Source organism: Clostridium sp. DJ247 (assembly GCF_014231265.1).
In genome coordinates this window covers 34,430-50,738 of the sequence record NZ_JABAIW010000037.1, presented here as the reverse complement: position 1 = coordinate 50,738, position 16,309 = coordinate 34,430, and the positions used below count along the sequence as shown (strand labels likewise).

The window sequence follows — 16,309 nt, the reverse complement described above, 5'->3', positions numbered from 1 at the left end:
CTAAAGTTCGTGTTTTAAGCAGAGAGCCAAAATCTGTGATTTTGTGCGAATCGCTTACTCATCTGACGTTAGGAAGAGGAGTTTCATATTAAATCTAAGAAGCTTTGATAAACTCGTACCTCAGTCCGGACCAACTTATCAATTACCATTGATAAGTCGCTGGGTGAAAGCCATTAAGGCTTTCACCCATATCAAAGCTCCTAAGATTTTCTAAAAACACTTCACTAAGACTGATAGAAAAGTTTTTAAATATGCTGAAATTTGGCAACACCTCTCTGCGTATAAGTTAAATTTTCACCTGAATTCTATTTTAATTCACCAGCCATTTGGTTAACTTGATTTTTGAATTGATTTACGTCACTATCTGGAGCATCTTTTGTTTGATACCAGCCCTTTTGTTTCATAGCATCAAATACTTTATATTCAATATCTTGAGCATTTTTAAAGTTATTAATTAAAGTATTTCTCAAATTAGGGCAAGAAGATTCAGTTATACCTACACTATAAGATGATATAACTTGTTTTTCTGTAGCTAGTAAATCATGCATTAAATCTTTTTCTTTCATAATCTATATACCTCCGAATTAATAAAGTGATATTTACATCTAAAAAATTAGTTATTGATGTGAGTCTAAGTAAGATTTTAATGAATTAAAGTTTTGTTTGTGCACTTGACTAGCTTGATTGCATAAATTCTTTAAGTTAGCGTCACTGCATGCAGAAGCATATTCACTACATTTCTTGTTCATTAATGCTTCATAACTAATTTGATCCTCAAGTACCTTTAAATTGTTAGCTTCTAATTGTTTGCTTGCTGTTGTAGTAGCCATAAATAACAGCCCTCCTTATATAACATAAATTTTATTACAGCATTATTATTACCTTAAATGTGGCAATTATATATGGAAATTTAAACCACACGTAGGAACCATATATAGTCACAAAGTATAAAGATCCACATAATATAAAGCAAAATTTAAAACACTAAGGAAAAAAACTTAGATATTTGTTGGATAAGTTAGGAATTTTCAGCATAGTATATAAATACTTTTATATTAAATACGAAATATAAAGTGTAATCTATGAAATTAATAAATACTATGAGTAAAGCTGTAAAAATTTCTGGTAATGTTATATAATGGTGTTATGTTAATTTGAATTGCTAAATTATTTTGCAATAGTGTAAGAATATTTGTTTTATATTAAATTAGCACTAGAGATTGGAGGATTTTAATTTATGGTTAAGAAGAGAAGGTTTTTAAGCTCTATGCTTACAGCACTAGTTGTATCTATAGCTCTAGGAGCAACAAGCGTACAAGCTGCTACAGTAACAAGAACTGACGGAGGTGCAGGCGGCAGAATTGGTACAGCTAATAAAGTCGCTATAGATTTGTTTGGAAATGCAGCTAATGTGGTACTTGTAAATGGATATGGTTATGCAGATGCAGTAAGCGCTACTCCTTTAGCGAAACTGTTAAACGCACCAATACTTTTAACCTCAGGGGGAAGTACCTTAGAGCCAGAAGTTGTGGCAACTATTCAACAATTAGGAGCTACAAAAGTATACATAGTTGGAGGTACTGGAGTAGTTTCTACAGCAATTGAAGGTTCACTAAAAACAAAATATCAAGTAGAACGTGTAGCGGGAATAACAGATACTACTAGAATGGGTACAAATGCAGAAGTGGCTAAAAAGGTATTAAGCTTAAGTGGACAAAAAACTGGAGTATTAGTGAATGGACAAGATGGATATGCAGATGCTTTATCTGTAGCCTCTTTAGCTGCGCAAAAAGGATATCCAGTACTGTTTGCATCAACAAAAGCAGTAGCACCAGTAGTCAGCAGTGTAGTAAGCTCTAACGGCTTAAGTGTGTTGGCTGTGGGAGGAGAAGGGGTATTACCCCAAACTGTAGTAAGCTCTGTTAACGGTACAAAAATAACATCAAATGCAGCCGACAGATTTGCTACTAATTTATCAGTTCTAAACTACTTCAAAAATAATGGTGGAGTAGATTTCGGAACTGTATATGTAGCAGCTGGTGGAGCTACAAACAGTCAATTTGCTGATGCACTTGTAGCATCTGCAGCAGCAGCAAGAACTGGTTCCCCTTTAGTTCTTAGTGGTGTAGGTGCAGGAGAAAGTCAAGTTGCAGCGGCAGAAGAATATATATTTGCAAATATAACTGATAGTGCAAAGATAGTAATTATAGGCGGGCCAGCATCTGTTTCAGATGATATAAAAGACAGTCTGCAAGCAGGGAACTCACTAGAGATTATAAGTATTGAGTAATATAAAAGTGTTAAATTATGTATATATAGTTATGTATATAAATATAGATATATAGATCAAACATATGTGGATTTACATTTTGTTCAAAATTATTTAACATATTTCTTAAATATTATAAAAGGAATTTTAAAGTTAGTGTAGAATAATATATAAGTGTATTTATATTCGTTTTCAAAGCTAATATAACAAATAAGGTAACCATATTAATGCACATGAACCATACTTTTCCTATGAAGGTAAACATAGTTTTTATACCGAAAATTACTAATTATAAGGGTATAGCAAAAGTAAAAATCATGTTGTATAATAATAACATAGTCAGTAAGAGGTAACATAATAAACAAATATTATATCATAAATACAAAAGATAGAAATTATGTATTGATTATGATATAATACAGAATGGGCCTTAAAAATATGGCTATTAGGAGATGGTTACATAGAAGATATTGGTTGATTTATAGTTTTATAAGAAAAATATATAAAATTTGCATAAACCAGTAGAAAAGTACAATACAAATGTGGTATAATGAATTCTGTTTTAAAAAATATTCACTAAGGATAAAATTGCTATAAAAATAGTTGAAAAAAATTTCAATATGTATTAAACTACCTTAGTAAATAGTGCCAATACAGTATATATTTAAAATATATATATATATTTACTTAAAAGAATTTTATAAAATTCACTTAAATCGAGGAGGGTATTACAATATGAGTAAAAAAGGTACAAAGGCACTTGCAAGTGCTACACTTATGTCCTTAGTTTTAACTACAGCTTTATCAGCTGGTCCAGTTAAAGCAGCAGCAGGACAAGTTACAAGAATAGGTGCAGCTGATAGATATGCAACTGCAGCTCAAGTTGCTACAACAAATTGGACAACTAGCGACAACGTAGTGTTAGTATCAGGTGAAGGTTATGCAGATGCAGTAAGTGCATCAGTATTAGCAAAAACTTTAAATGCACCAATACTTTTAACTAAAGCAGCAGACCTTAGCACAGATGCTAAAACAGCTTTAGAAACATTAAAACCTAAGAACATATATATAGTAGGTGGAAACGCTTCAGTTTCACAAGCTGTAAGAGATCAATTAAAAGCTGACTACAGCTTAGTAGAACTTAAAGGAGCTAACAGATACGAAACTAACGTAGCTGTAGCTAACGAATTAGTTAAAAACCATGGCGTAAAAGCTGACAATGTTTTAGTTGTTGGTGGAGAAGGATTCTCAGACGCTTTATCAATAGCTCCAGTAGCAGCTACTAAAGGACAAATATTATTATTAGGAAATAACAATGCTGATTCAATGAAATCAGTTGTAGATTTTGTAAAAGCTAACAACTCAAATGTTACAGTTGTTGGAACTACAAATGTTATAAGTGATGCTACATTAGCTTCTCTTGGAACTAACGCAACTAGAGTAAATGGAGGATCAGATAGATTCGACACTAACTTAAAAGTGTTAGCACAATTCAAGAGCGATTTAAAAGTAGATAAATTATTCGTTGCTAATGCAAGCGGAGATGGATATGCAGATGCTCTAGTAGCTTCAGCTTTAGCTGGAAAAACAGCTTCTCCATTAGTATTAGTTGGTGCAGCTGGAGATAGCGCTACTAGCAATGCTGTAGCATATATCAAGGATAATGCAACTAAGACTACTGACTTAAATGTTGTTGGTGGAACAGGTGTTGTTTCAGATGCTACTGTTACAGATATAAACAATGCTGTTAACCCAACTACTCCAGCACCAGGTACTGGTGATGCTACAGTTGCTTCAGTAACTGCTACTAACTTAAATCAAATTAAAGTAGTATTTAATACTGATGTTGATGAAGATTCAGCAGAATTAGAATCAAACTACAAAGTTGATGGAACACAATTAAGTGAAGATAATGCAACAGCAAACTTAGCTGATGATAAAAGAACTTTAACAATCAATTTAAAAGATGTAAAACAACAAAATAAATCATATGATGTTGAAGTTAAAGATGGTATTTTAAGCGATGATAAGACTGAAAGTATAGCTAAATATAATACAACTATAACCTTTGCAGATATAACTGCACCAACAGTATCATCAGTTAGCGTAAAAGGAAACAGCAAACTTACAGTAAAATTCTCAGAACCTGTAAAAATGACTGTTGATACTCTTGATTTGAAAAATGCTGTTGTAACAAGTGCAACTACTACTAAGCTTAAAATAAATGGACAAAACATATCAAGCTTTGGATTAAGCAAAGCAACTGCAAAGAATGCTGTAGTTGCAGGCTCTACTACATCAGCAGGTGTATGGGCAGATGGAATAGATTTATACTTCTCATCAAAACTTCCTAGTGGAAGCAATACTTTAAAAGTATCTGATGGAGATGCAAATAGTGTATTATGTGATGCAGCAGGATTTATAGTACAAGAAAATACTCAAGACTTTACAGTTGATTCTGTAACTACAAAACCAGTAATAAAAGAAGTTAAAGCAGATGCAGATGGAACTCTATGGGTAAGATTTGATAGACCTATGGATAAAGCTACAGCTACAAAAGCTAGTAACTATGGATTAAATACAAATGGAAGCACAACTGGTAACATGCCTGCTAATAATGGAGAATTAAAAGAAGGCGATGCTACAGTTAAATTTAAGGGAGTAGCATTCAATACTGGAGCTAACACTCTATATGTAAGCAATAGTATTAAAGATGCTTATGGAAACAAAGTTGACGATGATACAAAAGTAAGCTTCGACAATACTAAGGATGAAACAAAACCAACAGTAACAAATGTAGCTATGATAGATAGCTCAACTATCCGTGTAACATTTAGCAAGGATATTGATAAGACTTACGCAACTAAAGTAAGCAATTACACATTAAAAGATAACAGTGATTTAGATATAACTAATCACATTGCTTATATCAGACCTGCAAACTCAAACATAACTGACAATAGCACAGCTTCAGTTAACTCAATCAGCAATGATAATGTTTGGGATATAAAGATGAAGTCTGGTGATGACAACAAGTTAACAGGAAGCAAGTATACACTTAAGATTAAAAACTTAATCGATACAACATCAAATAGAAATGTTATGGATGAATACACTACTACATTAACTGGTAATGATGATGTGGCTCCAAAAATAGCACAAGTAAGCAGTATTGATACAAGACTTGCTGTAATTGCAAAAAATGATAGCGATCACCACAAAGTTGTTCTATTCTTCACAGAAGCAATGGATACAGATACATTAAATGATTTATCTAACTACAAATACCAAAATGCATCAGGAGATACTAATAGCTTACCATCTTCAACTAAGATTACAGCTAGCAACGATGCTAAGAGTGTTACAATAGAATTCCCATCAAGCTACTATGTTAACGGAACTCCAGGTAAGGATAATGATAACATAATATACAAAATTCTTACTTCAGGATTAAAAGATGAATCTGGTAATATAATAGATTCATTTGCAAACAGCGGAACAGTTATTGCAGCAAGCAATACAAGCAACGTAATTTATAAAGATAAGACTTATAGAGTGGAAGATGATGGAGATGATCTATTAGTTAAGTTCCAATTTGATAGATCAATAGATTCAGATTCATTAGATAAGAGTGAATTTAGAGTTGCAGGAGAAACTCCTGATAGTGTAAATATTGATGGTTCTAACATAGTATTAAGATTCAACAAAGATTCAAAAGGTGTTACTCCAACATCAACAAAACCAACTTATGCTTATAACCCTCTATATAAAGCTGAAACTTTAAAGAAAATCGAAGCTATAAAATTAGTAGGAGCTGATGCTAAACTTGAATTGGTAACAGGTGATGTTGTAGATGGTAAAGCATTAGTGCTTAAAGATATTACTGGTGCAAAAGTTAGCAATGATACATTAGCTACAAAAGTATATGATTACTTATCAGCACCGAAGACTACATCAGATTACTGGTATGCAACTAGCAACTACAATGATGGTAGTGGTACTACAGGTGCAGCAGTAGTATTAACATTTGATAATATTATAGATTTACACAGCGGAATCAAGACTGATGATTATACATTCACTATAAATGGTGAAGAAGTAAAAGCTGATAAAGTTGCTAAGAACGAAAATACTTTAGTATTTATATTCCAAGATGCTAAAGCTAGCAAGTTTACTGCAAGTACAGAAACAACTACTTACACTGTTGGAGTAGCATTAAAGAACACTTCTGCTGATATAGAAGCTCTTGAAGATGATAACTCTAACTACGCTCAATACAAACCATCAAGCGATGATACTACTAAGACTAGACAAGTTAAGATTCATTAATATCTAGTATCATTGATTGAATTAAACTTAAAATAAAATACGGGGATAACCTTATAGGTTATCCTTAGTATTTTTCATTTCAAACTCTTTCAGAGAATATACATATTTTAAAATATAAGTTACTTATCTATAATGCCTTCTAATAAAAATTATCATAGGAAAGTACTCCTATGATAATTTTTATTAGAAGGCATTTATTTAATAATAATATAAAAAACAGTGAAAAGGAATTACATAAAAATTTCTTCTCACTGTTTTTATATATGTTCTAATGAACTATTATTGTTCTATCCTTTAAGTCATCAGCTGTAGGCGTGTAAACCTCATAATCTCCATTAATATTCTCGTTATCTCTAATATTAATAAGAGATGCATCACTATTAGCATGAACGCTTATACTGTCACCGATTTTCATAGTACCATTATCAAAGTTGTATATAACATTTCTACCATTAACAGTTACATATGAAACTTTCAAATCTTGTCCAGTTGTGGCGTTTTTAAATATAAAGTCATCAACATAAGAAGATTTTATTTCATCATCAATATATTGATCAAATACTATAGTAACTGTATTATAACCTGCAGAACTATGAGCTGTCCATGAATCTGAACGAGTTCTAGGAGGTAGAAGTACCACATCTGAAGAAGTTCTTATTTTTCGTCCAGCTGCATCTACAGAGGAACTGCTGGATATACTAAGTGTTGTACTAGTACCGGCTGACTGAATTTGATCAATTTTTTTGTTACTGTTAACACCAGCTCTATATGTTAAAATTACATCATTACCGTCTATAAGACCGCTATCAGGAGTTTGTCCAGCTACTTTAAAGTCACTTATATTTAAAATATCTATTGGAGCTGAAAGTGAAAATCTAACTTTTATATCATTACCCACGTAATAAAGTCTTGCTGTGTTATCAATAAGCTTAGGACCATTATAATCATCCGTAAGTATAGTACCATCATAAGACATGTTTGTTAAAATTTTGCCATCTCTGTCTTTGATGTTTTTTACACCTATTTTTAATACATATCTTTCGTCACTTCCACTCTTTATCTTATAACTGGAAGGGAAACTTATAATAACATATTTATCATCTATACCAGGTGTAATGACAGCATTATTAGGTAGTCTTTGAGTGGTATTAGTACCATCTAAAAAGAAATAACTAGAGTAATTAGTGAGCGTTGACTCATCCATTGATTTATTAAAGAAAATAACCACTTCTTGATTGTCATTAACATTTCTAACTATTGAAGTAACATCTGGAAGTTGTTTATCTAAGCCGTTAACCACAGTAGTATAACTATCCATTACATTAGGTTTAGTTTCTGTATCAAGTATATTACTTACAGTTAATGTATATTTTGAGCCTTTTAATGTATCAGTATCTTTAAATGTAAGATCATAAGTGTCACTGCTGCTGCTTCCGCTACTTGCATTGTAAATTCTAGTTATATCCTTTATTTTATAAGTAATATCTTGTCCGTCTGAATCTAAAACTTTATAATTTGATTTACTTGTAGCGTAAGAATCTTGAACATCTTTATTGAATTTAATACGCATAGTTTGTCCATTGCGTATGGTAATATTTGTAACTTGAGGTTTAACTAAATTGTTTCCGTTATCAAAGTCAGTTGTGTAAGAAGTTATGCTATTTCCATAAGTATCCTCAACGTTATCATTAATTGTAATATGATTTGAACCACTTTTAAGAAGATAACTTAATCCTTTTATCTTAACAACAGAATCATTTGAACCAGCAACAAAATCAATATTTGCATCTGATACTGAAACTACGCTGCCATTTAGCTTATAATTAACAGGCTCTAATGCTGACAGACGATCCATAGGTCTATCATAGGTAATAGTAATACTATTCGAATCACCTGTTACACCAGTAACTGTTGGAGTTCCTGAAGTAGAATCAATAGTAAAGTTAACAGAAGAGCCTGTAATAGGAAATCCCGCAGCACTATCAAATCTTTTGCCTAATTCTCCATTTGGCATAGTAAAGGTATTACTGCCAATAGGAAGAGGAGAATTAAAATAAAGCTCTACTTTATCTGACCAAGAACCAGATTGATTGTCAAATACAGTTTCAGTTGTATTTAAACCATAATTTGATATACTTTGTCTATTAATTTTCATAGTAGATAGGTCAGAAGAAGTCATCCTAACTGGTGCTGAAAACTTAACTATTAATTTATTACCACCTAGAGGTGTTACTGACTGTAATGTAGGTGTAGTTACATCAAAGAATGTAAGTTGTTGAGTAAATGCAGATATAGTATTTTTTAAGCTTAAATCTAGAATAGAATTCTTTACTCCAAAAGTTACACTTTTAGACTGTGTAAATGAATGAGCGAAGGTAATACATACAGTTCTGTTATCCTCTTGAAGTGTTGCTGTTGATTCAGTATCTGAATTTGAGCCTAAAACAGAACCATCAATTGTATAATTTTGTATTTGCTCTGCAGAATTTTCATCTACAGGTGTATTAAATACAACCTTTATCTGATTAAGTCCATTAGTAGTCACAGATTTTACTGTAGCACTATCTGTACTTTGAGTAGGTGTAGACACTGTAGAATTTATTCGTGAAATAACGCTGCTAGAAACAACACCTGTATCACTGATAACATTTAAATCTGTTGAAGCAGTTGTCTTATTTTTTATATAGTCTATAGCTTTTGATGTAGATGAGGAACTTTCATCATCTAATAATACTAATGGAGAAGACCATTTTCCCGCTAAAGATGAAGCTATTAGAGCATCAGCATATCTATTTCCACTAGCATTAGCAATAAATAATTTATCATTTTTTAAATCACCGTTAAATTCATTTAACACATTTAAATTAGTTTCAAATCTGTCTGAACCACCATTTATTCTATTAACAGCACCTAAAGAATTATATATACTATCATTTATAGAGTTTGTTGTTCCAACAACTGTAACCTTTGAATTATTAGATTTTACAAAGTCTATTATAGACTGCATAGAAGTACTATTATTATTTCCTAATAAAAGTATCTGACCTTTAGCAGATGCTATAGGAGTAACGGATAGTATATCTGCAAAGCCCTCACCGCTAACTAACATAACATTATCAGCATTTACACCAAGTTTAACCAATTGTTCTGCTACAGCAAGGTTAGTTTCATATCGATTTTTACCACCTAATTCTATTAAGTTATAGTTAGAGCTTTTTAAACTATCTCGTATGAATTGGGATACAGAGGCAGTTCCTCCTACAATATATATGTTTTTTGGTTTTAATGTATCTAATGCAGATTTAGCATTTTCATTAAGTGATTGAGCTGTAGTTAAAAGTATAGGCGCATTTAATTGTTTTGCCAGTACTGATGCACTTACCGCATCTGCATAACCCTCTCCACATACTAGTACTACATCTTGAGAAGTAGTCCAATTTGCAGTTGCCACTTTAGCCGCAGTTTCGTAGCTGTCTGCGCCCCCAACTTCTGTAACTTGTCCAACTGCAGCCTTTGTAGGAGATGTTTGTAATGAAGCTGTTAAAACTAGTGATAAAATAAACGCTCTCCTCATGGATTTTGTATAATTTATTTGCATTTTACAGGCCCTCCTATCTTTTTCATAAGGTAATATAAAATATTATACTATAAATTTATGGTTATAAGTACTTTAAAATACAGAATTATAGTATGATGTATGTATTTTATGAAATAAAAACCATTAATAAAATACTTATAAAAAACTTGTATTATTTATATAATATAGTAATATTATATTATAAAACATTATAATAATATACAGCAATATATAACGAAATCAGTAAAATATGTGATACTTAATAGGAGGTTATTTTATTGAAAAAAATTGCTACTAATGCTTTGATTTTTGTAATCTTTTTATCGGTAACATTTTTTCCATTAAAGACTAAAGCAGAAAGTGGATTTATGCTTGGAAGTATTCAAAATGCAGCTGTTGGATCATACGTAAGCTTGGGAGGAAGAACTTGGAGACTAATTGGAGACAACTATATAATGCTTAATCAACCAATATCATCTATGGCGCTTGGTAAAAATAACTATGTAACTTATGCAAGCTCCGATATAAGAGCCTATTTAAATAATGATTTTCTTAATGGTTTAGGCTCAAGTACAAGACTAGTTACTTACAATGAGTGGGGAATAGGTACAGAAGCTTCTGAATATAATCTCACTGTAAATGACAAGATATCATTACCATCTTATAGTGATATGCAGACTATACAAAATATCTTAGGTAAGCAAAACAATAATATGTGGACAAGAACTCAACTTGATAGTAATAAAGCAAAATATAGTTTCTGGGTCTTAAATACTAAAAATGGTTCTTTTGTACAGCAACTTTATAGTAATAAAGCTGATGTATATCCAGTATTAATTATTTCGCCTAATGTAATAGTTAATGGAAAAGGAACTGAAAAAAATCCTTATGTCATAAGTGAAATTTCAGGTCAAACGGATAAAACAAGAGTAGTAGGAGTAAAAACAAACTCTACTAGTATCAAAATGAAAATTGGAGAAAACTTTAACTTAATAACATTATTTGTTTATGCTGATGGAAATTTAAAACAAATAGTAAATTCAACTAAGTATTTATATGATAGAACTATAAAAAATAATACTTCAACAACTAAATATGAAACAATAGTTACGGGAGATAAAATAACTTATTCTTCTTCTGATAACCAGGTGGCTGAAGTAAACAATCTTGGATATATTCAATCTAAAAAAACAGGAACTGCAGTAATCACTATTAAAGGATTGGGATGGACTGCCAGAGCAATCGTTACAGTCAATTAAGTTGTATAATAATTTGAATATTTTATGAATAATTAATAAAATAACTTAATAGCTATTAGACAATATTGCCTTATAAGTACTGTCTAATAGCTATTTTTATTGGTTTATGTTATTAGTGTATTATTATTACAAATAAAGTTGAAATTACAAATAAAATGGGATACTATAATTATGTATATTGTAATTGGACATACTATAGTGAAAGAAAAAAACAATCTAATGGAGGGAAAAAAATGCATGATGACTTTTATAAAGATATATATGGAGTAGAAAATGAAGGGAATTGGTATTCGGTAATACCTTTAGCTTTTATTGTTTCTATTATACCATTAATTGTATACGGAAAAGCTATTAATCTCACTGGAGATTATTATAAATACTGGAAAGGTGTCAATAATATTATGGATTTCTTTTCTTACTATAAATCCATATGGATATTGATATCAGTCTGTGTAGCTACTCTTGTATTTGCAGTAAAATTATTTAGCAAAAGTTTGAAAATATATAAAACTAAGTTATACATACCTATTATTATTTACTCAATTTTAGTTATATTAGCTAGTATTTTTTCAAATTTTACTGACATAGCTATTTGGGGATTTGTAGAAAGATATGAAGGTATGCTTGCAATACTTGCATATATGCTACTTTTAGTTATAACAATAAACTTAGTAAATAATAAATCAAGTATAAAAGTAATACTTATTGCATTAATATGCTCAGCATTAATAATAGGTATTATTGGTATATTACAGTATTTTGGACATGATTTTTATAAATCACTTACGGGAAAAAAACTTATACTTCCAGCAAAGTATCAAAGTTTAGCATCAAAGATTAACTTTCAGTTTGGGGACAAAATAATATACTCAAGTTTATATCACTATAACTATGTTGGAAGCTATATGGCAATGCTTTTTCCTTTAACTTTTACTATGTTTTTATTAATAAAAAATAAACTTTTAAAAATATCTATGGCTTTAGTTACCATTCTTATGTTTTTAAATTTAATATTATGTCATTCACGTGCTGGTATTATAGGTGCTGCAGTTGCTATGATAGGTCTAATTATAGTAATGAGAAAGTTTTTTATTGAAAACTGGAAAATTACTATAAGTGCATTATTAATAGCTGTTATTGCTGTTATTGGATTTAATATATATTCAAAAGGAGCATTGGCCAATAGAATAGGTTCTTTGTTTCAGGATGCACAAGATTTAACGAAATCTAATGGATCAGATAAAGGTACTCTAAAGGATATTAATATACAAAATAATATTGTAAATATAATATATTCAAATCAAACATTAAAGATAAAAAATGTTTCAGATAACATAGTTTTTGAAGATACTTCAGGAAATCAATTAAAAAATAACTTTAACCAAGCAAATGGACAAATCACTTTTGTAGATGATAACTATAAAGTATATAATATAATTAAGGAAGATCAGTCCACTACTAGCAATAAAAAGCATATTATAACAGTAAAAAAGGACAATTTAAAAATGTCGTTTTTGTCATATGATGGAAAATTCGATTTTATTAACTATAAAGGTGATGTAGTAGATCTAAAACCTGTTGAAAAATCGGGATTTGAAGGCAAAGAAAAGCTAGGATCTGCCAGAGGGTATATTTGGTCAAGAAGCATCCCTTTATTAAAGCATACAATACTTTTAGGCTATGGGCCAGATACTTTTGCAGCGGTGTTTCCTCAGGATGATTATGTAGGAAAGCTTATAGCTTATGATACTGATAATATGATAGTAGATAAGGCACATAACTTGTATCTTCAAAATGCTATTAATATAGGGGTAATAGGTTTAGTAGCATTTTTGGCTATATTTTTAATGTACTTTATTTCATGTGTTAAGTTATATATTAAAAGAGAATTTAATGATTTTTATTCTATAGTGGGACTAGCTATATTTGTAGCTGTTTTAGGTTACTTAGGATCCGGATTCTTTAATGATAGTGTTGTATCTGTAGCACCAGTTTTTTGGGTGTTATTAGGGGTTGGAGTTAGTATTAACTATAAGTTAAACACTGATGATGAAAAGAGAGAAAAGACTAGCAATTAAGTTATAGATATGCTTAAAAAAGTGTAACAAGTTATTACTTTTCTACTTGTTACATCTTAAAATATTATACTGTTGAATACTTGTAAAGATAATGTTATAATGCTTTACAAGTATTTGATATATGGTGGTGAATTATTTGGAAAAAGAAATATTAGATTTGTTAAAACAAATGAATAAAAAGTTAGATGAACATACTAAAAAGTTAGATGAACATACTCAAAAGTTAAATGAACATACTCAAAAGTTTGATGAACATACTCAAATATTAAGAGCATTAGAACATCTAGCTCAAGTAAATAAATCTGAACATGATAGAATGTTTAATGATATAGCATATATTAAAGGTGAAACAGAATCAATTAGAAAAGATTTAGCAGCAGTTGAGATAGTTACAGCTAGAAATATGGAAAATATAGCTCATTTGAAATTAATAAAATAGTAAGTACCAAATTAAAAGGTGACAGTTAACCCTATGGGTGGGCTGTCACCTTTTCAAAGTATGGCACCAAAGCTTAAGTTCCAATTTGGAGATAAGATAATATATTCTAGCTTATATAACTATAATTATATTGGTAGTTATATGGCTATGCTTTTCCCTTTGACTTTTACTATGTTTTTATTAATAAAAACAAACTTTATAAGGCGCTTATGGCAGCGATTTCTGTACTTATGTTCTTAAATTTAATACTATTTGTTACACTTTTTTCAAGTTTAAATAAATTGGAAAATATGATATAATAACGCATGTCAAAATATATATAATAATAATAATTATTGGATTAATTTGTGCCATAAAGAGAGGATTGTTTGATATGATACATGCAGTAATAATGGCAGGCGGAAAAGGAGAAAGATTCTGGCCTAGAAGTAGACAAAAAATGCCCAAGCAATTATTAAGTTTAACAGATGATGGAAAAACAATGATACAGCTTACAGTAGAAAGAGTCAATAGTCTCTGTGGGTATGAAAATACATATATAGTTACGAATTCAGATTACTCAGGTATAATAAAAGAACAGTTACCTCAAGTTAGTGAAGACAATATAATAATTGAACCTATGGGAAAAAATACAGCTCCATGTATCGGTCTTGCTGCTATAAACATAGCTAAAAAGGATCCCGATGGTGTAATGATAGTTTTACCTTCAGATCACCTAATTAAGAATAATATATTATTCTTAAAAACACTTAAAAGTGCAGTAGAACAAGCACAAAAAGGAGAGAACCTTATAACTATAGGAATAACTCCAGCCTATGCAGAAACTGGATATGGATATATAAACTTTGAGGAAGAAACAGATTCATTAAGTGCATATGCATCTTTTAAAGTAAAGAAATTTGTAGAAAAGCCAGATAAGAAAAAAGCAGAGGAGTACTTAGTTTCAGGAGACTACTTATGGAATAGTGGTATGTTTGTATGGAAGGTTTCTACAATATTAAAAAATATTAAAACACATATGCCTGATTTATATGAAGGATTGATAAAAATATCTGAAACATTAGATACAGATACTGAGGATAACGTTCTTTTACAAGAGTATTCAAAATTTGAAGGTATTTCTATAGATTATGGAATAATGGAAAAAGCCGAAAATATTTATACTATTCCAGGAAATTTTGGATGGGATGATGTTGGAAGTTGGACAGCCTTAGAAAGAGTTCAAGTTTCTGATGAGTTGGGAAACATTATAAAAGGTAATGCAGTAAGTATAGATACAAAAAATTGCATAATACAGGGAGGAAATAAGCTTTTAGCGACTATAGGTATAGAAGATATAGTTATAGTAGATACGGATGATGCTACATTAATTTGTTCTAAGGATAAATGTCAAGATATTAAAAAATTATTAAATGAATTGAGATTACTTAAAAAAGATAGCTATCTATGATAAAGTTATTAACAAATAATTTGATTAAAGTGTACTTAGTATAAACACAAATATAATAGTAAGTAATAAAATACACTTTTTTATAGTTTAGTATGTATACTTGGATACAATCGAACTGGAGAGAATTGATGATGTTAGAAGATATAAAACAACTATTTGAATACAGAGAAATGTTAAATAATTTAGTAAGAAAAGATTTACGCACTAGATATAAAGGCTCAGTGTTAGGTTTTCTATGGACATTTGTTAACCCGTTACTACAGCTGGTAGTTTACACTATTGTTTTTTCTACTGTAATGAGGATGAATATAGAAAAGTACCCAATGTTTTTATTTGTTGCCTTATTGCCATGGATTTTTTTTGCCAACTCAATTCAATTTAGTGCAGGTATAATTATATCTAACAAGGATTTAGTAAAAAAAATATACTTTCCTAGAGAAGTTCTACCTATAGCACTTGTAAATTCTGGGCTAATGAATCTTTTGTTTGGATTTATGATTGTATTTCCTGCATTATTAATAAGTAGAATTCATCTTACATACGCACTAATTGCATTGCCATTAGTGATTTTAGTAGAATATATTTTAACATTAGCATTTTCTATGCTTTTTTCTTGCTTGAATGTATATTTTAGAGACTTAGAGCATATACTGGGAATTTTTATTATGGCATGGTTTTATTTAACTCCTATTGTTTTTCCAGTAGAAATGGTGCCTAAGAAGTATTTAAACTTTTTCTTCTTAAATCCTATGACAGTAATAATAAATTCATTTAGAGATATTTTATATTACGGAAAGTTACCAGACATCAAAGCCCTATTAATTACATTAATAACAGGACTTCTAATGTTGATTTTTTCTTATAGTATTTTTAAAAAGTTACAGAGAAACTTTGCGGAGGAAATATAG

Annotated in this window: 10 protein-coding genes; 7 read left to right on the top strand and 3 right to left on the bottom strand. The window is 30.3% G+C overall.

Annotated elements, in window-relative coordinates; translation table 11 throughout:
* Positions 1-305: 305 nt before the first annotated feature.
* On the bottom strand, positions 306-566 hold the full coding sequence (locus tag HGI79_RS14945; protein ID WP_185651498.1) for a spore coat protein: 261 nt from the start codon (positions 564-566) through the stop codon (positions 306-308).
* 51 nt (positions 567-617) lie between these two features.
* Positions 618-830: a hypothetical protein gene (locus tag HGI79_RS14940; protein WP_185651497.1), complete on the bottom strand. Its 213-nt coding sequence runs from the start codon at positions 828-830 to the stop codon at positions 618-620.
* A 407-nt stretch (positions 831-1,237) separates the two neighbouring features.
* Here HGI79_RS14940 and HGI79_RS14935 point away from each other — a divergent pair, with 407 nt between their 5' ends.
* Together HGI79_RS14935 and HGI79_RS14930 are read left to right on the top strand one after the other, a co-directional pair.
* A complete protein-coding gene (locus HGI79_RS14935) occupies positions 1,238-2,290 on the top strand; it encodes a cell wall-binding repeat-containing protein (protein ID WP_185651496.1) in 1,053 nt (350 codons plus the stop codon).
* Between the two features lie 714 nt (positions 2,291-3,004).
* Positions 3,005-6,598, top strand: a complete 3,594-nt coding sequence (locus HGI79_RS14930; RefSeq protein ID WP_185651495.1) for a cell wall-binding repeat-containing protein — start codon at positions 3,005-3,007, stop codon at positions 6,596-6,598.
* A 268-nt stretch (positions 6,599-6,866) separates the two neighbouring features.
* Here the strand turns inward: HGI79_RS14930 and HGI79_RS14925 are convergent, their stop codons facing one another.
* Positions 6,867-10,196, bottom strand: a complete 3,330-nt coding sequence (locus HGI79_RS14925; RefSeq protein ID WP_185651494.1) for a cell wall-binding repeat-containing protein — start codon at positions 10,194-10,196, stop codon at positions 6,867-6,869.
* 257 nt (positions 10,197-10,453) lie between these two features.
* Between HGI79_RS14925 and HGI79_RS14920 the strand changes: the two genes are divergently transcribed.
* The 5 genes from HGI79_RS14920 to HGI79_RS14900 all read left to right on the top strand — a co-directional run bounded on the left by HGI79_RS14920 (position 10,454) and on the right by HGI79_RS14900 (position 16,309).
* Positions 10,454-11,434, top strand: a complete 981-nt coding sequence (locus HGI79_RS14920) for a DUF6273 domain-containing protein (RefSeq protein ID WP_185651493.1) — start codon at positions 10,454-10,456, stop codon at positions 11,432-11,434.
* 233 nt (positions 11,435-11,667) lie between these two features.
* The gene (locus HGI79_RS14915) at positions 11,668-13,512 is read left to right on the top strand and encodes an O-antigen ligase (protein WP_185651492.1); all 1,845 of its coding nucleotides are present in this window, start codon (positions 11,668-11,670) and stop codon (positions 13,510-13,512) included.
* Between the two features lie 136 nt (positions 13,513-13,648).
* Complete coding sequence (locus HGI79_RS14910; RefSeq protein WP_185651491.1) at positions 13,649-13,951, top strand: hypothetical protein; 303 nt, start codon at positions 13,649-13,651, stop codon at positions 13,949-13,951.
* Between the two features lie 373 nt (positions 13,952-14,324).
* Complete coding sequence (locus HGI79_RS14905; RefSeq protein ID WP_185651490.1) at positions 14,325-15,401, top strand: mannose-1-phosphate guanylyltransferase; 1,077 nt, start codon at positions 14,325-14,327, stop codon at positions 15,399-15,401.
* Positions 15,402-15,529: 128 nt separating this feature from the next.
* Positions 15,530-16,309 carry an ABC transporter permease gene (locus tag HGI79_RS14900; RefSeq protein WP_313885220.1) on the top strand — a complete coding sequence of 260 codons (780 nt, stop codon included), beginning with the start codon at positions 15,530-15,532 and terminating at the stop codon, positions 16,307-16,309.

Excerpts from the sequence above, each read along its gene's own strand:
- HGI79_RS14945 (WP_185651498.1), bottom strand. The coding sequence starts at position 566 with ATGAAAGAAAAAGATTTAATGCATGATTTACTAGCTACAGAAAAACAA.
- HGI79_RS14940 (WP_185651497.1), bottom strand. The coding sequence starts at position 830 with ATGGCTACTACAACAGCAAGCAAACAATTAGAAGCTAACAATTTAAAG.
- HGI79_RS14935 (WP_185651496.1), top strand. The coding sequence starts at position 1,238 with ATGGTTAAGAAGAGAAGGTTTTTAAGCTCTATGCTTACAGCACTAGTT.
- HGI79_RS14930 (WP_185651495.1), top strand. The coding sequence starts at position 3,005 with ATGAGTAAAAAAGGTACAAAGGCACTTGCAAGTGCTACACTTATGTCC.
- HGI79_RS14925 (WP_185651494.1), bottom strand. The coding sequence starts at position 10,196 with ATGCAAATAAATTATACAAAATCCATGAGGAGAGCGTTTATTTTATCA.
- HGI79_RS14915 (WP_185651492.1), top strand. The coding sequence starts at position 11,668 with ATGCATGATGACTTTTATAAAGATATATATGGAGTAGAAAATGAAGGG.
- HGI79_RS14905 (WP_185651490.1), top strand. The coding sequence starts at position 14,325 with ATGATACATGCAGTAATAATGGCAGGCGGAAAAGGAGAAAGATTCTGG.
- HGI79_RS14900 (WP_313885220.1), top strand. The coding sequence starts at position 15,530 with ATGATGTTAGAAGATATAAAACAACTATTTGAATACAGAGAAATGTTA.